This is a genomic window from Mesorhizobium sp. M0244 (genome assembly GCF_040321795.1).
Taxonomy (GTDB): Bacteria; Pseudomonadota; Alphaproteobacteria; order Rhizobiales; family Rhizobiaceae; genus Mesorhizobium.
Map to the genome: position 1 here is coordinate 20,316 of NZ_JAMYSE010000049.1, position 19,312 is coordinate 39,627.

Below are 19,312 nucleotides of genomic sequence, written 5' to 3' on the forward strand. Positions count from 1 at the left end.
CGCCGGCCGCGTTCATTGCCATTGGGAGTTGTATAACAAGCCGCGTGGGCGAGTGCGGCGGCAGGTCAAGGGTTCATCCTGATGCTCATACAACCGATCGATTATTTTCTTGTCGTTTGGTTCGCGCTGGCGCTGGCTTCGACGCTTTATGTCGGCTTCGACCAATATCGCAACAACCCCGAGCCGGTGGTGATGAAATGGGGTTTCATCCTGGTCACCCTCTATATGGGTCCACTCGGCTTGCTGCTCTACGTGCTCACCGACAAGGAACCCCGACCGGGCGAGCATGAGGTCTTCACCCGGCCGCTCTGGAAGCAGGGCGTCGGCTCCACCATCCACTGCGTCGCAGGCGATGCCACCGGCATCATTCTCGCCGCCGCCATCACGGCGGCGCTCGGCCTGCCGATGTGGATCGACCTGATCGTCGAATATCTCGCCGGCTTTGCCTTCGGCCTGTTCATCTTCCAATCGCTGTTCATGAAATCGATGATGGGCGGCACCTATTGGGAGAACGTGCGCAAGAGCTTCCTGCCCGAGTTCATCTCGATGAACTTCATGATGGCCGGCATGGCACCCGTCATGAGCTTCCTGATGATGGGCCGCGACATGCGCGCGATGGAACCGACGGAGCTTTTGTTCTGGGGTGTGATGTCGATCGGCGTCATCGCCGGCTTTGCGCTTGCCTACCCGGCCAATGTCTGGCTGGTCGCCCGCGGCTTGAAACATGGGCTGATGACACAGCGCCAGCAGACAGCCGGCACGAACGGTCGGGAGCAGGCCGGCCATGGGCAGCACGCGCAGATGCAAATGCAGCAGGCCGACGCCAGTGGCCGCGGCCATCACGGGCGAGGCCACGATATGGCTTCCCACAAAGGCAAAGGCAGCGGCGGTCATCACATGGAGACGGATGCCACGACCCCGCAGGTCGCTGCCCTTGGTGCCGTCTCCCTGCTGGCGCTCGCCATCGGCATGATCGCGCCGGCGAATTGGCTGAACCTGACGCTGTCGGCGCGCGACGTCGGCGGGGTGATCATGCCGCAAGGCATGATCATGGACCGCGACACTCCGGCCGACGCGATGCGCGACATGGCCGCCACCGATCCGCGCCTTGTGGCCGCCTCTTATGATCTGACGACAAAGGGTGACCAGGACCTGCCGTTTCGAATGGAGAACGGCATCAAGGTGTTCGAGCTCAGGCCTTCGGTGGTCCGCTGGCAAATCCTGCCGGACGTTGCGGTCGACGCCTATGCCTATAATGGCCAGATTCCCGGCCCGCGAATTCACATTCGCCAGGGCGACCGGGTCAGGATCAACGTCACCAACGGCCTGCCTGAGGAAACGACGGTGCATTGGCATGGCCTGATCCTGCCGAACCAGATGGATGGGCCAGCCGAAATCACCCAGGCGCCGATCGAGCCCGGGCAATCCTATTCATACGAGTTCACCGCAACCCAGCACGGAACTTATTTCTACCACCCTCATGCCAAGCCCGACCGGACCCAGGCGCTCGGTCTATATGGTGCACTGATCATCGATCCGGCCAATCCCGCCGATGAGGTCGCGGCCGACCATGATTACGTCATCGAGCTTCAGGAATGGCTGGTGCGGGAAGGGCTGACCTACCCGTCGATGCCGATGGACGGCGGCATGCCGAATTTCTTCACCATCAACGGCAAGGCCTATCCCTCGACCGAGACGATCCAGATGAAGGTCGGCGAGACGCTCAAGGTGCGGTTCATCGGCACCAATAACGGCTTCATCCATCCGATGCATATCCATGGTGGACCGTTCGAGGTCGTCGCCCGTGACGGCGAGACGCTTCCCGCATCGGCTCGGTTTCTTGCCGATACGATCAATGTCGGGCCGGGTCAGCGATACGACGTGATCTGGAAGGCGCAGCGTCCGGGCAAATGGCTGATCCACTGCCACATCCCGCATCACACCACGAACAACAATGTCGAGGAGAAGGGCGGTGGCGGGCTCATGGTCGTCATCGACGTCACGTGACCCGCTAGCCGCCTACAAAGGAGCGTCAACGCTCGTGGCCGTGGTTTTCGGCAGCCGCGTGCTCGTGAGGGTGCGGATGGTCGTTCTCTCCACGTTCGGTTGAAAACCGCACGTTCGCCGCAGCCAAGGCTGGCATATACTGGAACAGTTTGTCTTTCAGCGCTGCCGCGATCTTGTTCGCTTCCGACAGCGGCAGAGTTTCGTCTGCGGCAATTGCGATGTCGGCGTGTAATCTATGACCGATCCAGCGCGCTTTGGCATCGACAATATGCGCGCCCGGAACACGCTCGGCGGCATGATGGATTTCCTCAATTACCCTAGGGTCGACGCCGTCCAGCATGCGGGTCAACACCGAGCGAGCCGACTGCCACACGATGCCGAAGATCGCGATCGTGATCAGCAGGCCGACGATCGGGTCAGCCAGCGGAAAACCGAGCCAGACGCCAAACGCACCGAGGACCACGGCAAGGCTGGTAAGGCCCGTCGGTGCGGGCGTGGTAGCCGTCGGCGATCAGCGCCGCGCTGTTGATTTCCCGACCGACCCGAATGCGGAACACCGCGACAGCCTCATTGCCGAGAAACCCGACAATACCCGCCGCGGTCAGCCAGCCGAGATGTGTCACACCTAGCGGATTGAACAGCCTGTCAGTCGCCTGGTAACCGGCGACAATGGCGCTGAACAGGATGATCAGGACGATGATGATCCCGGCCAGATCCTCGACCCGGCCAAGGCCGTAGGTGAAGGTCCGCGATGGCTTGCGCCGGGCCAGCATGAACGCGATCCACAGCGGAATCGCCGTAGTGGCATCCCCGATATTGTGGATCGTATCGGCCAGCAGCGCCACGCTGCCCGACAGCACGACCACGACCATCTGCAATGCCGCCGTGACTGCCAGAATGACGAACGACCATTTTATGGCCCAGATGCCACGATCGGTGGTGGCGATCGTTGCATCGATGACGCCGTGGGTGTGAGCGTGCGAACGGTGATCGCCATGGCTATGGTTATGGGTGGCGGGATCGTGCGAGCCGAAACCAAACCAGTCCAGAATCCGCACTACAATGTCGTTCATAGATACTTCGCCAGCTGCTTGAGCTCCGCCAGCGAATTGCCGCCGGTTTCCGCGCTGTCAGTAAAGGCAATGTTCGATGTGATCGTGGATCAGCTCGCGCTTGGCGCTGCTGATGGCCCTTTCGACGGCATGGAGCTGCTGCGCCAGATCAACGCAAGGGCGATGCGCCTCGATCATGGACAGCACCGCCGCAAGGTGGCCTTGCGCGCGCTTCAGGCGCTTTATGATGGAAGGATGCGAAGCATGGAGGTGATCTGACATGCTTGACGCATATCCTCCGGGGGAGGATATGCGTCAAGCGCTTTTATCAGCCGGTACAACTTCCACAGACACTTCACCTTGAGCATTGCTTGCTCTATGCCTTCCCCATGAAGAAGCTTGCTCGTTTTCTTGGCCTGCTGGTCGTCGCAATAGTCGTTGCGGTGGCGCTTGGCACGCTGCTGCCGCGCCCGCTCTGGCCGGCGGCCGTTGCCGATCCGATCGGCGCAAGCCACCGCATCCTGGTGCTGCAAAATCCGATCCACACCGACATCGCCATCCCGGTCGACGACAATGTGCGCCGGCGCTTCCATTTCCTGGTCGATGCCGGCATTCCGGCCGACATGGCGGAGGTCCGCTACATCGTCTTCGGCTGGGGCGGCCGCGCCTTCTATCTGGAGACGCCGACCTGGTCGGAGCTGAAGGCGGTGCCGGTGCTCAAGGCGCTGACCGTCGACGCCTCGGTGATGCATGTCGACGTTTCCGGCGACATCGCCGAGCTGCATCCCGACGTCGCCGGCTTCGCCATCGGCGATGAGCGCTTTGCGGCGCTGCTCGATTACATTGCAGCAAGCTTCCAGCAGGGACCCAACGGGGCCATGCCGATCGAGAACGCCGCCTATTCCCGCTTCGATCGTTTTTTCGAAGCCAACGGCCATTTCAACGCGCTGGTCGGCTGCAACACCTGGACGGCGGCGGCGTTACGCATAGCCGGGCTGCGCACAGGCTGGTGGAACCCGCTGCCGGCCTCGCTCGGCCTGTCGATGCGGCTTTATGATTGACAGGTGTTCCGGCTGATCAGCGCCGCGATTCTTCGCGCCCCCTCTGTCCTGCCGGACATCTTCCCCACAGGGAGGGAGATTGGCAGCTTCGGCGCTGCGCTTCATCCTGCAACGTTGCAAATTGGCGAAAGCCGAGGTGACGGCCGATTCTCCCCCCAAGTGGGGGAGATGTCCGGCAGGACAGAGAGGGGCGCTGTCCCGCCGGCCTGTCGAGCGTATCATCGCGCGCCACCATCCGGCATCCGCCAGCCATAGAGCCAGTCGAGATCAGCGGTTAGCTTTTCGGACGAGCGCATCGCCAGGAACAGGTTGCGGGCCATCGCCACCGGCCCGGCCGCATGCCAGGCGAGGCGGTTGATGGCGCCGCGGCGGGCGACCTGGGCGACGCGCGGCCGCCGTGCCTGTTCCCAAGCGGCAAGCGCCCCCTCAAGATCGGCTGGCGAAGCGGCAACGAAGCCGGCAAGCGTCGCGGCGTCCTCGATCGCCATCGCCGCGCCCTGTGCGGCAAAGGGCGTCATCGCATGCGCCGCATCGCCGATCAGGGCGATCCCTTCCCGCGTCGTCCACCGCCGCTGCTCGACGGTGTGGATCGGCCATGCCGTCCACGGCGCCGCCTCGCCCGCCAGCCGGACCAGCGCCGGCGCGGTACCGCGCATGGCGCAGGCGAAACTGGCGGGGTTGGCATGCCCCGACCAGCCTTCGGCGATGCGCTCGCCCTTGGTGAAGGCAGCGAGGTTGAAGGCAGTGCCACGTCTGACCGGATAGGCGACCATATGGAAGCCGGGATGGAGGAATGCAGTAACGCAATAGGGCGCGCCGACCGCTGCAAAGGCTTGCCCAGCAGGGCTGCCGGCACCCACGGTGGCGCGCCAGGCAAGCTCGCCCGAGAAGCGGCTTCTGACAAAATCGGCCTCCTTGCGGGCCAGCTTTTCTCGCACCGACGACCAGACGCCATCGGCGCCGATCAGCAAGAATGCCGCGGTTTCGACGGTCGTGCCGGCGCTCTCGATCGTCGCCGTGATGCCATGCGGTCCGGTGGCGGCACTGCCGACGCGGGCACCGGTGACAAGCTCGATCTCAGGCCGCTCGGCTGCTCGCTGCATCAGCGCGGCTTGCAGATCGGCACGGTGGGCGACGAGATAGGGCGCCCCCCAGCGCGTTTCGGCGGCGTGGCCAAGCGGTACGCGCGCCAGCTCGCGCAGCGTGGCGGCATCCTTGAGTACGACCGCCTCGGGCCGCACCGCATTGGGCATCAGCCGATCGAGTACGCCGAGTTGTCGAAGAATGCGCGTCGCGTTGGGCGAAAGCTGGATGCCGGCGCCGACAGCCTCGAGGTGCTGCGCTTGTTCGAACAATTTTACCGAATAGCCGCGCTCGGCGAAGGCCAATGCCGCGGTCAGCCCGGCGACGCCCGCCCCGGCGATGACCACCTGCCGGGACTGCGTTTCTCGCATCAGGCTTGTCGCGGAAGAATCAGGCGGCCTGGTCGATATAGAGGCAGCCCGGCGGCTGCGTTTCCAATGCCTTCAGCTTCGGCGAATAGCGATAGAGCGTCGAGCAATAGGGGCAGACTTTTTCATTGTCGTCGCCCATGTCGAGAAACACATGCGGATGGTCGAAAGGTGGGTTGGCGCCGGTGCACATGAATTCCTTGACGCCGATGTCGATCGCCGGATAGCCCGCATCGTTCTGGAAATGGGGAATGGAACCGCCTGCCATCGTCGTCTCCTGATCTTGTCGATTGCATCTGGATTATAACCCGTCTCTTTGCAAGATCGATGAAATGAAACTGTCGCAAAAGCCTGTCAGAGGATAAGTTAAGCCGGTTAACGCCGTAATCGGCGGACGGGTGTGGGAAGAGCAGGAATCATGAACGAACTGAAGCCGGTCCAGAACGAATTCATCACCGTCGAGGTGGCGAGCCCCGAAGGCGGCAATCCCGACCGCTTCGTCAATCGCGAGTTTTCCTGGCTGCAATTCAATCGGCGCGTGCTTGAGGAATCGCTGAACGCCAATCATCCGCTGCTCGAGCGCGTTCGCTTCCTGTCGATATCGGCCGCCAACCTCGACGAGTTCTTCATGGTCCGCGTCGCCGGTCTTGCCGGCCAGGTGCGAGAAGGCATAGTGCTGAAGAGCCCGGACGGCCGCACCCCCGAACAGCAGCTCGAACAATTGCTGCGCGAGGTCGAACGTCTGCAGGAGGACCAGCAGAACAGTCTTTCGGCGCTGATGCTGCTGCTCAACAAGGAAGGCATCGAGAGCATCACCCGTGATGCGCTGACCAAGGACGAGAAGGTCTGGCTCGAGGACCATTTCCAGGAGCAGGTGTTTCCGGTCCTGACGCCGCTGTCGATCGACCCGGCGCATCCGTTTCCGTTCATTCCCAATCTCGGTTTCTCGATGGCGTTGCAATTGCGCCATCGCAAGAACGGCGAGGAAATGAGCGCGCTTTTGCGCCTGCCGGTGGCGCTGAGGCGCTTCATCCGCTTGCCGGATCGCAAGCACCATGTCCGCTTCATCCCGCTCGAAGAGGCGGTCAGTCTCTACATCGGCAAGCTGTTCCCCGGCTATGAGGTCAAGGGCTCCGGTACGTTCCGCATCATCCGCGACAGCGATATCGAGGTCGAGGAAGAATCCGAGGACCTGGTGCGGCTGTTCGAGACGGCACTGAAGCGGCGGCGCCGCGGCTCGGTCATCCGGATCGAATTCGACCGGCTGATGCCGCCCGAGCTGCGCGACTTCGTCGCCGGCGAGCTTGGCGTCTCGGCAAGCCGCATCAGCGTGCTCACCGGTCCGCTGGCGCTCAGCCAGATTTCGGAGATCGTCGCCGTCGCCCGCGACGATCTGAAATTCACGCCCTACAACCCGCGCTTCCCCGAGCGCATCCGCGAGCATGGCGGCGATTGTTTTGCCGCGATCCGCGAGAAGGACATCATCGTCCACCACCCCTACGAATCCTTCGACGTGGTGGTGCAGTTCCTGCGCCAGGCGATGGCCGACCCGGAAGTGGTGGCAATCAAGCAGACGCTCTACCGCACCTCCAACGACAGCCCGATCGTGCGCGCTTTGGTCGACGCCGCCGAGGCCGGCAAGTCGGTGACGGCGCTGGTCGAGCTCAAGGCGCGTTTCGACGAAGAAGCCAACATCCGCTGGGCCCGCGACCTCGAGCGCGCCGGCGTCCAGGTCGTCTTCGGCTTCCTCGAGCTGAAGACCCACGCGAAAATGTCGCTGGTGGTGCGGCGCGAGGATGGCAGGCTACGCAATTACGTGCATCTCGGCACCGGCAACTACCACCCTGTCACCGCGCGCATCTACACCGACCTGTCCTTCTTCACCACCGCCCCGACGATCGCGCGCGATGTCGCCCAGCTGTTCAACTTCATCACCGGCTATGCCGAGCCGGCCGAGCAGATGCGGCTGGCCATCTCGCCGTTTACGCTGCGCGACCGCATCCTCAAGCACATTTCGGACGAGATCAGTCACGCGCTGGAGAGCAGGCCGGCCCGCATCTGGATGAAGATGAACGCCTTGGTCGACCCGATCATCATCGATGCTCTCTATGATGCCAGCCGCGCCGGCGTCGAGATCGATCTCGTCGTGCGCGGCATCTGCTGCCTGAGGCCGCAGGTGCCCGGCCTGTCGGAGAACATCAGGGTGAAGTCGATCGTCGGCCGCTTCCTCGAGCACAGCCGCATCTATTGCTTCGGCAACGGCCACGGCCTGCCCTCGGACGGGGCGATCGTCTACATCTCCTCAGCCGACCTGATGCCGCGCAATCTCGACCGCCGCGTCGAGACCATGGTGCCGATCACCAATCCAACTGTGCATGAACAGGTGCTCGGCCAGATCATGCTCGGCAACATCATGGACAACCAGCAAAGTTTCGACGTATTGGCTGACGGAACTTCCCGGCGCGTTGTGCTGGAGGAGGGCGAGGAACCGTTCAACGCGCAGGAATATTTCATGACCAATCCGAGCCTGTCCGGACGGGGCGATGCGTTGAAGTCGCATGCGCCCAAGCGCATCGCGCAGTTCAAGCGCCGCAAGAAACAGAACGCAGCGACGGGCTGATGATTTCAGCATCCCAGGGCCGGCTTCAGGACCGCCGACCGCTGTCCATCATCGATATCGGGTCGAACTCGATCCGTCTTGTCATCTATGAGGGGCTGGCGCGCTCGCCGACCTTGCTGTTCAACGAAAAGATGCTGGCCGGCCTCGGCCGAGGCATCGTTTCGACCGGAAAGCTCGATCCCGAGGCGGTGACGCGCTCCATGGAAGAGTTCCGCCGCTTCCGCGCGCTGTCCGACCAGGCCGGCGCCGAGCGCATGTATGTGCTGGCGACCGCCGCCGCTCGTGAGGCGGTCAACGGCCCCGACTTCATCCACCGCGCCGAGGATGTGCTCAAGACCGAGATCCAGGTACTGAGCGGCCGCGAGGAAGCCCATTATTCGGCGCTCGGCGTCATCTCCGGTTTCCACCCGGCCAACGGCATTGCCGGCGATCTTGGCGGCGGCAGCCTCGAACTGATCGACATCGACGGTGAGACGATCGGTGACGGCATCACGCTGCCGTTGGGCGGCCTGCGCCTGCAGGACATGGCGAAGAACTCGCTGGCCCAGGCGGCAAAGATCACGCGCGAGCAACTGGCGCGGGCGAAATTGCTGAAAGCCGGGCAGGGCAGGGCCTTCTACACGGTTGGCGGCACCTGGCGAAACCTCGCCCGACTGCACATGGAAATGACCAACTACCCGCTCGGCGTCATGCATCATTACGAGATCGGCATCGAAAGCGCCGCGAACTTCCTCCGGCAGGTCGCGAAAGCAGAGATCGATAAGGTCAAGGGCATCGAGGGCATCTCCAAGAACCGCCGCTCGCTGCTGCCCTATGGCGCCATCGTGCTGCAGGAGATCATGGCGGCGATGCAGCCGTCGAAGATCATCGTCTCGGCGCTGGGCGTGCGCGAGGGCTTTCTCTACTCGCTGCTCGACAAGGCCGAGCAGAAGGCCGATCCACTGATCTCGGCGGCCGAAGAGCTTGCCCGCCTGCGCTCGCGCTCGGTCGACCACGCGCATGAGCTTGTCGAATGGACCGGCAAGGCCTTCGCTGCCTTCGGCATCAACGAAACCAGGGATGAGGCGCGCTACCGCCACGCCGCCTGCCTGCTCGCCGATATCGGCTGGCGCGCCCATCCCGAATATCGCGGCAAGCAATCGCTCAACATCATCGCCCACGCCTCGTTCATTGGCGTCGACCATCCCGGCCGCGCCTTCCTGGCGCTTGTCAGCCTGTTTCGCCACGAGGGCGTGTTCAATGAAGCCGCTCCGGAAATCCGCGGACTGGCGACACCGCGCTATCTCGAGCGCGCCCGTGTGCTGGCCGCGCTGCTGCGCGTCGTCTATTTGCTGACCGCGGCAATGCCGGGCGTCATGCCGCGGCTGAAATGGGAAAACCGCGGCAATGGCGTGCTGGCGCTGGTCCTGCCGGCGCCGCTGGCCGATCTTTACGGCGAGCGGCCGGCCGGCCGGCTGGCACAGCTGGCAAGGGTCACCAACCGCCGGCTGGTGCTGGCGGTCGAGGGCGGGCCAAGCGTTTCGGTGAAGTAGCTTCAGGCCCGGCGCTGAATTGGATACCAATCGCGACGACTGCACGCTAGGGGGAAGAAGATCGTGAAATCCAGTCAAATCCTGCCGCTGCTGCTTTCCATCCTGCCATTGTTGATTTTCGACGCGGCCAGAGCTCAGACGGTTTCCAAGGTTTCCGTTGCTGCAACAGGCGCGTTTGAGTTTGAGAAGAGTTATCCAAAAGGCGCAGACGGCAAAACACCATTCAATTTGCTCAAAGGTTTTTTAGAACCTAAAAATGGGCAAAAGATAAATTACTTTGTATTTAGAATAAGCGACGAAATGATCAAATTTCAAAGATCGATTTCGATGAACACATTTTATGCGGACGTTAATCTCTGTCCTGGCGCTGTCGATCGAACCGTGTCCGTTCATCAGCCCCTCGGCAACTTTCTTGAGCCTATCGTGGGCCGAACCGACCTGTTGCCATACGTTAAGAGGGCAAGCCTGATCCAATTGCGCAACTACCTGTATGTCGCGATTGACAGCAATCTTCGGAGCTACTCCCCCAAGGGCGCAGATCAATATGGATATGAATGGCTGCCGATCGCGGTGGAAAGCAGACAGGTTTGCCTGACCATCAGCGTCGGTCGAATGGGGCATGGCGCCTTTCTCTCTCAGCCCATAAACATAACCAGGCTTGCGGAGTTCGTCTTTCTCGACAGCAAATGAGCCGAGCCGGGCGGCAGCTTAGCCAGTCCCTGCAGCCATCCCGCCGTCGGCCGACCATGCACCCGCGCCAGCCATCGCCAGCGCCAGAAAACCGCCTGATATCGCGATGTCCTTCATCAGCATCTGCGAATGCATGAAGGTCAGCGTCGGATCGCCGCCGCCCTGGCCATAGTGGCCGATGAACGCTGTCGCGACGCAAAAGGCGGCGAGCAGCAGCGCCACGATCGGCGTCTTGAAGCCGACGAGGATGAGCAGCCCGGCGATCAGTTCGAACAGCCCCGTGCCCCAGGCAGCGAGCGTTGGCAGCGGCAGGCCGAGGCCGGCGAAATAGCCCGATGTGCCGGCGATGTCGGCAAGCGCATGGAAGCCGGACGGCACGAACAGTGCGGCAAACAGCAGCCGGGAAAGCAAAAGCAGCGCATTGCGGGGCATCTTCACCTCCGTTGTCGACGGCCGCTTGGCCTGGCGCCCGATCTTAGCAGGTTTTCCGTCAGCGGACCGAAGGGCACAAACCGACAACGAAAAAGGGGCGCGGAAAATTCCGCACCCCTTTTGTCCAAGTAATGCTGGACTGCTTCAGCCGCGCTTGGCGTCGATCGAGTAGGCTCCGGGGCCCGAGGAGGCGAGCACGAGGAAGCCGCCGGCAATCGCGACGTTCTTCAGGAAATTGATCATCTGCATCTGATCGGCCCAGCCGGTGTGGGCAACCAGTGCGGTGGCGACGGTGAAGATCGCCATCACCCAGCCCACGATCCGGGTCTGGAAGCCGACGAGGATGGCGAGACCGCCAAGCAGTTCGATCAGGCCGACGACAATGGCGGTCACCATCGGCAGCGGCAGGCCGAGGCTGCCGAAATAGCCGGCCGTGCCGGCAATCGCCGTCAGCTTGCCGAAACCGGAAAGCAGGAAGATGACCGACAGCAGGATGCGGCCGAGCAGGATCGTGCCCGAGGCGCCGGCGGCGGTGCCGGAACCGGCAAACGAAGTGTTGGTGGACGTGTTGGTGGACATGGCGGTTACTCTCTCCAGAAGGGTTTGGAATACCCGTCCAGTTAGCGCAGGCCGACTGTTCACCAAAGACGCCGGATTGGTTACGGATTGTTCACCGAGGTAACGTTTTCGCGATCAACATAGGTGTGTTGAGATTCAGGGATATCAACATACCTTAGCCCGGATGCGTCATGTCCTCCGGCCGCACCAGCCGCTCATAGTCGGCTTCGCTGACCAGCCCGGTGGCCAAGGCTTCCTGGCGCAGCGTCGTGCCGTTCTTGTGCGCCGCCTTGGCGATCTTGGCCGCGTTGTCGTAGCCGATCGTCGGCGCCAGCGCGGTCACCAGCATCAGCGAACGGTCGAGCGCCGCCTTGATGTTGTCTTCGCGGGCCTCGATGCCGACGACGCAATTGTCGGTGAAGGAGATGGAGGCGTCGGCGAGCAGCTGCACCGACTGCAGGAAACAATAGGCCATCAGCGGATTGTAGACGTTGAGCTCGAAATGGCCCTGGCTGCCGGCGAAGCTGATAGCCGCATTGTTGCCGAACACCTGCACGCAAACCTGCGTCATCGCTTCGCACTGGGTCGGGTTGACCTTGCCCGGCATGATCGAGGAGCCCGGTTCGTTTTCCGGCAGCGACAATTCGCCGAGGCCCGAACGCGGGCCGGAACCGAGCAGACGGATGTCGTTGGCGATCTTGAACAGCGCCGCCGCGCAGGCATTGATGGCGCCGTGCGAGAACACCATGGAATCATGGGCGGCGAGCGCCTCGAACTTGTTCGGCGCAGTGACGAAATCGATGCCGGTGATCGCGGCGATACGCGCCGCCACCTTTTCGGCAAAACCGACCGGCGCGTTGAGGCCGGTGCCGACCGCGGTGCCGCCTTGCGCCAATTCCTGCAGGCCGGGCAGCGTCATCTCGATGCGCTTGATCGACGAGGCGACCTGCGCCGCATAGCCGGAGAACTCCTGGCCGAGCGTCAGCGGCGTCGCGTCCTGCGTGTGGGTGCGGCCGATCTTGACGATGTGGGCGAAAGCCTCGGTTTTGGCCTCGAGCGCCGCGTGCAAATGCCTCAGCGCCGGCAGCAGATCGTGGATGATGCGCTCGGCGCAGGCGATGTGCATGGCCGTCGGATAGGTGTCATTCGATGACTGGCTCATATTGACGTGGTCGTTGGGATGCACCGGCTTCTTCGACCCCATAATGCCGCCCAAAAGCTGGATCGCCCGGTTGGAGATCACCTCATTGGCGTTCATGTTGGACTGGGTGCCCGAGCCGGTCTGCCAGACGACCAGCGGGAAATGGTCGTTGAGCTTGCCGTCGCTGACCTCCTGGGAGGCCTCGACAATGGCCTTGCCGATCGCCGGATCGAGCCGCTTCAGCTCCATGTTGGCTTCGGCGGCCGCCCGCTTGACGATGCCCAGCGCCCGCACGATCGAGGCCGGCTGCTTTTCCCAGCCGATCTTGAAATTGGCCAGCGAACGCTGCGCCTGCGCGCCCCAATAGCGGTCGGCGGCGACCTCGATGGGACCGAACGTGTCGGTTTCGGTTCTTGTCTCTGGCGCGCTCACGAGGTCTCTCCGGTTTGCAATTTGCAAACGGCGTATCGCGTTGCACAAATGCCTTCAAGCGGAGATTGCGGGTGGGAGCGATGCAAATCGGTTGAAGGAGTGGCGCCTTTCCTTCTCCCCTTGTGGGAGAAGGTGGATCGGCGCGTAGCGCCGAGCCGGATGAGGGGTGTTGGACGGAATGCGGTGGTGTCAAGCTGGAACACCCCTCATCCGACCGAGCTTCGCTCGGCCACCTTCTCCCACAGGGGGAGAAGGAAGAGGCGCTCCTCTCACCCCGCCGTGTACCCGCCGTCGATGGCAAAGATGCCGCCGCTGGTCCACGCCGCCTCGTCGCTGGCGAGATAGACCGCGATGCCGGCAAGGTCGGTGGTCCGGCCGATGCGGCCGAGCGGATAGCTGCGCTCGACATAGGCCTTGAGCTCGGCTTGCGCGGCTTCCGGCAGGTTTTCGATCGACCTGCGCCGCATCGCTGTGTCGACCGTGCCGGGCGCGATGGCATTGACCCTTATGCCGCGCGGCCCGAGCTCGAAGGCGAGCGACTTGGTCAGCGAATTGAGCGCGCCTTTCGACAGCGAATAGAGGCTGGACGGCCGCTTCGGGATCATCTTGTGCGCAAAATAGGACGAGATGTTGATCACCGAAGCCCCGCTTGGCGCGAGATGCGGCAGCAATCCCTGGGTGAGGAAAAACACCGCCGTCACATTGAGCGCGAACGACTGCTGGAACTGGTCCTCGCTGACGGTTTCGAACGGCACCAGGAACGCCACGCCGGCATTGTTGACGAGGATATCGAGAGGTGGGCCGCGCTTGACATGCTCGACCACGGCGTCGATGCCGGCGCTGGCCGACAGGTCGGCCGACAGCGTTTCGACGTCATCCCCGAGCTGCTTGCGGGCGGCCTTGAGCTTCCCGGCATCGCGGCCGACGATCAGCACGTCCGCGCCTTCGCGCAAGAAAGCTTCGGCGATCGCCAGCCCGATCCCGTCAGAGCCGCCGGTGACCAGCGCCCGTTTACCGTGAAGTCTCATTCAACGCTCCCGCGCGCGTGCCGCTTCCGCCGGCGGCATGCACCCCAGAGCAGCGCTGCCTGCACTCCGGGTCAAGTCGCCTGCCTATCCCAGCGTATGAAACTTCGCCTCGTGTCACCGCCCAAGCAGCGACTGTGAGGTTGGCGACAGCCGCAAAGTCTCAGTCGGCTTGGCCATGCGTGACTGGACGCTTTGCCGGAAGGCCTGCCACTCCGGGGATGCGGCCAAGGCTGCCTCGTGGCGGGCATGGGCGTCCGCGCTGTCGAAACCCGTGACGCTGATGAAGACGTTTTCACTGGCCCGCACCGGCAGCCGCGGAAAGCTGTTTTCGGCATGTTCGCTGACGAAGGCGGCGAGTGGCCGTGCGCCAGATGCGGCGAGCACTGGAAGAGCTCCGGTCTGGAAGTCGTTGGCGAAGCCGGCTTCCAGGCCCGGTCGCAAATGATGAATCCTGATGACAATGATTGCCTGCAAATCACTGCTTGCGCTCGGCTTTTCGAGATCCTGCAAGGCTGTCCGGCGCAGTCCCGAGAGGTCGAAGCCGGCGTCCGGCCAAGCCGGCCTCAGCATCAGCACGTCGTCGGATGAGATCATCGTGGCGTTGGCGGCGTCGCGCCAGGCAGCCCATACCGGCCCATCATAGAAGGCGCCCAGCGCGTGCTTCCGCGCTTCCATGTCATCGAAGCCGCGCAGCCAGACGAACATGTCCGGCCGATCGAGATCGCGGAACTGGCCGATGATGGTCATGCCTGCCGTTTCCTGGCCCTCGATCAAATGATTGTCGAAGATGCCGATCAGCGTCTCGCGCCGGCCGGGTTTCAGCGTGTATTGCCGGAGTTCGACGATGGGCGAGGCGAGCAGGTTGGGCACGGCGTTCAAAGGCAGGTTCATCGCTCGATCTCCAAAACAGGGCAGTCATCCTGTTTTGCAAAACAGACCAGTTGTCCTGTTTTGTCAATCTGCTATCGTGTGAAAGATTGGTGCTCGCCCGAGCGGGCTCGAAAACGCGCCAATGATCTGAGGCATGCGCAAGAAAGTGCTCGGTGTGAAGCAGCCAAAAGCGCCGGCAAGAGGCCTCGAAGAAGAATACGTTGAGGCTGCCATATTGCACCGTCAGCTACTTGAAATGGGGGATGTCAAAGGATCGAATGCGGCTCACGACCGCTTGATCCGCGCAATAAGGGAGATCAGGAACCGAACTGATCGCGGGCGATCTTTTCTATTGGGAATCCTGAGGCATACAGACGAAAATGTCAGGCTCTGGAGTGCCGGGCACCTTTTGCCGCTCGAGGAAAAACTGGCTCTTGCTGAAATGAAGCGACTCTCAAGAGACGCGAAATCGTGGGTGGTTAGTTCAAGCGCCGATGTGACCGCAACGGAGTGGCGAAAAGGCACGTTGGATATTGATTGGTTCATGAAAGAGTAGAAGCTCAGTATCTGCCATCATAAGCATAATCCGACGTGAACATCCCTTATGATTCTAAGCCGGCGGCCGGCCATGCGGCCTCAGCAGCGCGTCGTCCGAATCCGATCACCGTGGCGTTGGCGGCGTCGCGCCAGGCAGCTCCCAAATCGGCTATTTGACAAAACAGACCGGTTGTCCTGTTTTGTCAATCTGCTATCGTGTGAAAATGTCAGCTGAGATTGCCGCTCGCGCAAAGGCGCGGCCTCAAAAACGCACCAACAACCCCGAAGGCATGCGCAAAAAGGTGCTCGATGTCGCCGAGGAGGCGTTTCAGGCGCGCGGCTACCACGCCTCAAGCATGGGCGACCTGATGGCGACGGCGGGCGTCACCGGCGGTGCGCTGCACCACCATTTCCCGACCAAGAAGGCGCTGGCGCTTGCAGTGATCGAGGAGCGGGTCGCCGCCGCCGTCGAAGAGACATGGATCGCGCCGGTGCGGATGGCCGGCTCGGCGCGGGAGGGCGTGCGCTCCGTGTTTGCGGCCGTCGCGGCGGAGCTGGAGCAGCAGGGTTTCGTGCGCGGTTGCCCGCTCAACAATCTGGCGCATGAATTGTCGCTTGCCGATCCGGATTTCCGCACGGCCCTTGCCGGCATTTTTTCGGCCTGGCGTCAGGCGATCGCCGACAAGCTCAGGGTCGACCAGCAGGCGGGCCGGGAGCAGGGCACCGATCCGCAGCGCTTCGCAGCGCTCGCCGTCGCCATCTATTCCGGCGCCATGTCGATGGCCAAGACCGCACAGGACGCAAGCGTGCTGCGCGACTGCCTGGTGGCGTTGGAGCAGGGAGCTACATCGTCCAAGACAGGAGCGAGGCGACGTCGCAGGATACTGCACAGAGCCCTTTGACGCCGGCAGGACAGAGGCGCCGCCGCCGCTGATGTCACGACCAAGGCCGGAAGGCCGGTGTCCTAATTCGGCAGCGGCTTGATCAGCTCGTAGCCGACCACGCTTTCGGCACTGGTGCCCTCGTCATAGCGCCTGGCCACAACCGCCTGCAGGTCGGGTGCGTAAAGCGCGGTAAACTCGTCCTGCGTCTCGCCGGCTTCGCTCCTGATCGTCTGCTTGACCGTGAGCACGGAGTATTTGCAGTCGCCGAGGCTGAACGTCTCTTTGCCCTTGACGTTGATCTCCAGCGTCTCGGTGCCCTTCGGCGGCTTGTTCGGCGCGAGGCGAGCAAACACGGTCTTGCTCTTTGCCCCCGGCTTCAGCGGAAACAGCTTTCTGAGATCGGAATACGGGATCATCGCCAGCTCGCCCGTGCTGCTGTCGCGAAACACCTCGATCAGCCCGCCGAACAGGAACTGCGACTGTGGCGATTGCGACTGGTATTTGTTGGCGACGGCCACCATTCCGCCTGCCGCCGGACGAAATTCGCTGTGGATGCCAGGCCTTTCGAGAATGAAGCCGGCCTTGGCTGATTTGGCGTCGATGCATTCGGCGCCATGCGCTGCGCTCGTCACCGCCAGAATGGCCAATATCATGCCGATGGTTACAGTTTTCATGGCGTCCTCCTCTGCCCGCGCAGGTTGAATGCTGAAAGCAATGCCAGACCGAAGGCAGCGTGTCGACATGCCGTGCGAGAGAACTGGACTGCAGGCGTCTGTCATGCTGAACTTTGATGCATGATGAACCGTATCCCGGCTCGACCGGTCTCCCGGCGCAGGTTCCTGATGCACGTAGCGGGCCTTGCCGCGGCCGGCGCCGTTTCGCGTCCGGCCTTCGGCCAGACCGGGCAGCGCATCCCGCCCATCGACGCTACCTTCCTGTTCATTGCCGATGTCCATGCTTGCCGCACGGAGAGCGGGTTGAGCCCGCATTGCGAGCAGGAAGGCAAGACCGACGCCGCCCTGCTGCGCAATGTCGCTGCACTCAACGGCATCGCCGACAGACAATGGCCGGCTGAAATCAACGGCGTCGCCACCGACCTGCGCTCAAAAGGCAGCATCGGCACGCCGCTCGGCCTCGTCGTTGGCGGTGACATCACCGATGATGGCGGTGGCCAGATCACCCAGCCCAGCGAGGGCACGCAGCTGCTCCAGTTCAGCCAGCGCTACCAGCAAGGCGTCGGCCCCGACCGCGTGCACATGCCGGTCTATGTCGGCCTCGGCAACCACGACCTCGACCAGAACGGCCCGCGCTCGCATGTCGACTGGTACCGCCGCGAAATGCGCGACTACGTCGAGGTCAACCACCGCCCCGGCGTGTTCTTCAAGCCGCCCGCGCCGGCGACCGACTACAACGTCGAGACCGACTGCTATTCATGGGACTGGGGCGGTCTGCATCTTGTCCAGACGCACCGCTTTGCCGGCGACACCGGCCATGGCGCCGCCAGCAGCCTGCCATGGCTGAAGCAGGATCTGGCGACCTATGCCGGCGACGGCCGCCCGGTTATCCTGTTCCAGCATTATGGCTGGGATACTTTCTCGATTGAAAGATGGGACGCCGCGGAGAGAACCTTCGACGACAGCGGCACGGGTCCGCCGCATTGGTGGAGCGAGGCGGACAGGCAGGCGCTGCTGGCTGTTCTGAAAGGCTACAATGTCGTCGGCATTTTCCATGGCCATCAGCACGCGACGCCGATGATCTATCATCGTGGCGGGCTCGATTTGTTCAAGCCGAAGGCCGCCTTCATGGGCGGCTTCGCGTTGGCGCGGGTGACCGGCAACAGCATGGATGTGGTACTGGGCGAAGCCGCCGGAGATCATGGCGAGGTCACCTTCACCAACGCGTACAGCAAAAATCTGACTTTCTGACGGGTAAGAGACGGCGCAAAAAAAGGCGGCCGAGCCGCCTTTTTCCTGGTTTGCGAAGGGCCAGCATCAAAGCGCCTTCTTCACCTTGTCCTTCACGTCGCCGTAAGCCTTCTGTATCTTGCCGGTGGCCTTGTCGACATCGCCTTCAGCCTCGGTGCGCCTGTTGCCGGTGGCCTTGCCGGCGGCCTGTTTGACCGAGCCCTTGGCTTGCTTGGCGACGCCCGCAACCTGATCCTTGTTCACCATCGCGCATCTCCTGAACCGTTCGCCTAAAGAAACGGTCGCCGATCGCTTAGGTTCCGGCTTCGGCCGGTCGATTTGGGCCGGCTTCCGGCCGCGAAGCGGACAGGATAGGGTGCGCCAGAAAGCCCGAGCAGGCAGGGCCGGAGAGGGACAATGGCTGAATTCACGCTCTTCATCGGCAACAAGTGTTTTTCGTCGTGGTCGCTGAGGCCATGGCTGGCGATGAAGCATCTGGAGATCCCGTTCGAAGAGGGTTTTGTGCGCCTGCGCACGCCCGAGACCGCCGCCAATCTGGCCAGGATATCGCCGACCGGCCAGGTGCCGGTGCTGAACCATCGGCTGTCGAATGGCGAGGTCCTGATCGTCTGGGAAACCCTCGCCATCCTTGAATATCTTGCCGACCTGTTTCCCAAGAAGCAGCTCTGGCCGGCCGATATCGGCGCCCGCGCGCTGGCCCGCTCGGCGGCGACCGAGATGCATTCCGGCTTTCGCGAGGTCCGCTACGGCTGGCCGATGAATTTGCGCCGGCCGAAAGGCCACAAGCCGCTCGACGCCGACGGTGAGGCGCAACGGGCGCGCATCGAGGAGCTGTGGCGGCAATGCCGTGAAAAATACGGCAAAGGCGGGCCGTTCCTGTTTGGCCATTTCACCGCGGCCGACGCCATGTATGCGCCGGTCGTCACCCGCTTCGACACCTATGGCGGCACGCTGGCGCCCGACACCCGCGCCTATGTCGACGCCGTGCTTTCAATGCCGGCGATGCGCCACTGGTATGCCGAGGCGGCAAAGGAGCCATGGCCGGAGCCCGGCCCCGACGAATAGAGCCGGGTAACCGACAGCCGGTCTTTC

The 19,312-nt window shown here is 62.8% G+C and carries 20 protein-coding genes and 1 pseudogene; 9 read left to right on the forward strand and 12 right to left on the reverse strand.

What is annotated here, in order from left to right:
* Positions 1-81: 81 nt before the first annotated feature.
* Positions 82-2,007 (forward strand): multicopper oxidase domain-containing protein, encoded by a 1,926-nt coding sequence (locus NKJ08_RS24515; protein ID WP_352529357.1) that lies wholly within the window; start codon positions 82-84, stop codon positions 2,005-2,007.
* 25 nt (positions 2,008-2,032) lie between these two features.
* On the opposite strand, the gene NKJ08_RS39085 is transcribed toward NKJ08_RS24515, so the two are convergent.
* The 3 genes and pseudogenes from NKJ08_RS39085 to NKJ08_RS24525 all read right to left on the reverse strand — a co-directional run bounded on the left by NKJ08_RS39085 (position 2,033) and on the right by NKJ08_RS24525 (position 3,341).
* Positions 2,033-2,470, reverse strand: coding sequence for a cation transporter dimerization domain-containing protein (locus NKJ08_RS39085; RefSeq protein WP_502896132.1), 438 nt, complete (start codon positions 2,468-2,470; stop codon positions 2,033-2,035).
* Complete coding sequence (locus tag NKJ08_RS24520) at positions 2,424-3,080, reverse strand: cation diffusion facilitator family transporter (RefSeq protein WP_502896131.1); 657 nt, start codon at positions 3,078-3,080, stop codon at positions 2,424-2,426. Before NKJ08_RS24520 ends, NKJ08_RS39085 begins: the two co-directional genes overlap by 47 nt.
* Positions 3,077-3,341, reverse strand: a pseudogene (locus NKJ08_RS24525) (metal-sensing transcriptional repressor). The gene NKJ08_RS24520 and the pseudogene NKJ08_RS24525 overlap by 4 nt, the downstream one beginning before the upstream one ends.
* A 107-nt stretch (positions 3,342-3,448) precedes the next feature.
* Between NKJ08_RS24525 and NKJ08_RS24530 the strand changes: the two are divergent.
* Positions 3,449-4,120: a TIGR02117 family protein gene (locus NKJ08_RS24530; protein WP_352529361.1), complete on the forward strand. Its 672-nt coding sequence runs from the start codon at positions 3,449-3,451 to the stop codon at positions 4,118-4,120.
* 218 nt (positions 4,121-4,338) lie between these two features.
* Here NKJ08_RS24530 and NKJ08_RS24535 read toward each other — a convergent pair whose 3' ends face one another.
* Entirely contained in the window at positions 4,339-5,574 is a 1,236-nt protein-coding gene (locus NKJ08_RS24535) for an FAD-dependent monooxygenase (protein ID WP_352783731.1), read from the reverse strand.
* A 19-nt stretch (positions 5,575-5,593) separates the two neighbouring features.
* The gene (locus NKJ08_RS24540; RefSeq protein ID WP_254820632.1) at positions 5,594-5,839 is read right to left on the reverse strand and encodes a zinc-finger domain-containing protein; all 246 of its coding nucleotides are present in this window, start codon (positions 5,837-5,839) and stop codon (positions 5,594-5,596) included.
* 150 nt (positions 5,840-5,989) lie between these two features.
* On the opposite strand from NKJ08_RS24540, the gene NKJ08_RS24545 reads away from it, so the two are divergent.
* From NKJ08_RS24545 to NKJ08_RS24555, 3 genes are all read left to right on the forward strand, one after another.
* The gene (locus tag NKJ08_RS24545; protein ID WP_352529365.1) at positions 5,990-8,191 is read left to right on the forward strand and encodes an RNA degradosome polyphosphate kinase; all 2,202 of its coding nucleotides are present in this window, start codon (positions 5,990-5,992) and stop codon (positions 8,189-8,191) included.
* Positions 8,191-9,723 (forward strand): exopolyphosphatase, encoded by a 1,533-nt coding sequence (ppx, locus tag NKJ08_RS24550; protein ID WP_352778803.1) that lies wholly within the window; start codon positions 8,191-8,193, stop codon positions 9,721-9,723. The genes NKJ08_RS24545 and ppx overlap by 1 nt, the downstream gene beginning before the upstream one ends.
* A 63-nt stretch (positions 9,724-9,786) precedes the next feature.
* Positions 9,787-10,413, forward strand: a complete 627-nt coding sequence (locus NKJ08_RS24555; RefSeq protein ID WP_352529369.1) for a hypothetical protein — start codon at positions 9,787-9,789, stop codon at positions 10,411-10,413.
* 18 nt (positions 10,414-10,431) lie between these two features.
* On the opposite strand, the gene NKJ08_RS24560 is transcribed toward NKJ08_RS24555, so the two are convergent.
* The 5 genes from NKJ08_RS24560 to NKJ08_RS24580 all read right to left on the reverse strand — a co-directional run bounded on the left by NKJ08_RS24560 (position 10,432) and on the right by NKJ08_RS24580 (position 14,895).
* On the reverse strand, positions 10,432-10,845 hold the full coding sequence (locus tag NKJ08_RS24560) for a DoxX family protein (protein WP_352778799.1): 414 nt from the start codon (positions 10,843-10,845) through the stop codon (positions 10,432-10,434).
* 144 nt (positions 10,846-10,989) lie between these two features.
* Complete coding sequence (locus tag NKJ08_RS24565; RefSeq protein ID WP_023677622.1) at positions 10,990-11,424, reverse strand: DoxX family protein; 435 nt, start codon at positions 11,422-11,424, stop codon at positions 10,990-10,992.
* Positions 11,425-11,578: 154 nt separating this feature from the next.
* Positions 11,579-12,976: a class II fumarate hydratase gene (fumC, locus tag NKJ08_RS24570; protein WP_352529372.1), complete on the reverse strand. Its 1,398-nt coding sequence runs from the start codon at positions 12,974-12,976 to the stop codon at positions 11,579-11,581.
* A gap of 269 nt (positions 12,977-13,245) precedes the next feature.
* Entirely contained in the window at positions 13,246-14,004 is a 759-nt protein-coding gene (locus NKJ08_RS24575) for an SDR family NAD(P)-dependent oxidoreductase (RefSeq protein WP_352529374.1), read from the reverse strand.
* 114 nt (positions 14,005-14,118) lie between these two features.
* Complete coding sequence (locus tag NKJ08_RS24580; protein WP_352529376.1) at positions 14,119-14,895, reverse strand: NIPSNAP family protein; 777 nt, start codon at positions 14,893-14,895, stop codon at positions 14,119-14,121.
* A gap of 133 nt (positions 14,896-15,028) precedes the next feature.
* Here NKJ08_RS24580 and NKJ08_RS24585 point away from each other — a divergent pair, with 133 nt between their 5' ends.
* Entirely contained in the window at positions 15,029-15,430 is a 402-nt protein-coding gene (locus NKJ08_RS24585; protein WP_352529378.1) for a hypothetical protein, read from the forward strand.
* A 271-nt stretch (positions 15,431-15,701) separates the two neighbouring features.
* Positions 15,702-16,313: a TetR/AcrR family transcriptional regulator gene (locus NKJ08_RS24590; RefSeq protein WP_352529418.1), complete on the forward strand. Its 612-nt coding sequence runs from the start codon at positions 15,702-15,704 to the stop codon at positions 16,311-16,313.
* Between the two features lie 62 nt (positions 16,314-16,375).
* Here NKJ08_RS24590 and NKJ08_RS24595 read toward each other — a convergent pair whose 3' ends face one another.
* Positions 16,376-16,969 carry a hypothetical protein gene (locus NKJ08_RS24595; protein WP_352529380.1) on the reverse strand — a complete coding sequence of 198 codons (594 nt, stop codon included), beginning with the start codon at positions 16,967-16,969 and terminating at the stop codon, positions 16,376-16,378.
* A 120-nt stretch (positions 16,970-17,089) separates the two neighbouring features.
* Between NKJ08_RS24595 and NKJ08_RS24600 the strand changes: the two genes are divergently transcribed.
* Positions 17,090-18,220, forward strand: coding sequence for a metallophosphoesterase (locus NKJ08_RS24600; protein ID WP_352529382.1), 1,131 nt, complete (start codon positions 17,090-17,092; stop codon positions 18,218-18,220).
* Positions 18,221-18,286: 66 nt separating this feature from the next.
* On the opposite strand, the gene NKJ08_RS24605 is transcribed toward NKJ08_RS24600, so the two are convergent.
* Entirely contained in the window at positions 18,287-18,466 is a 180-nt protein-coding gene (locus NKJ08_RS24605) for a CsbD family protein (RefSeq protein ID WP_352529384.1), read from the reverse strand.
* Positions 18,467-18,616: 150 nt separating this feature from the next.
* Here NKJ08_RS24605 and NKJ08_RS24610 point away from each other — a divergent pair, with 150 nt between their 5' ends.
* Entirely contained in the window at positions 18,617-19,285 is a 669-nt protein-coding gene (locus tag NKJ08_RS24610; protein ID WP_352529386.1) for a glutathione S-transferase family protein, read from the forward strand.
* Positions 19,286-19,312 lie beyond the last annotated feature (27 nt).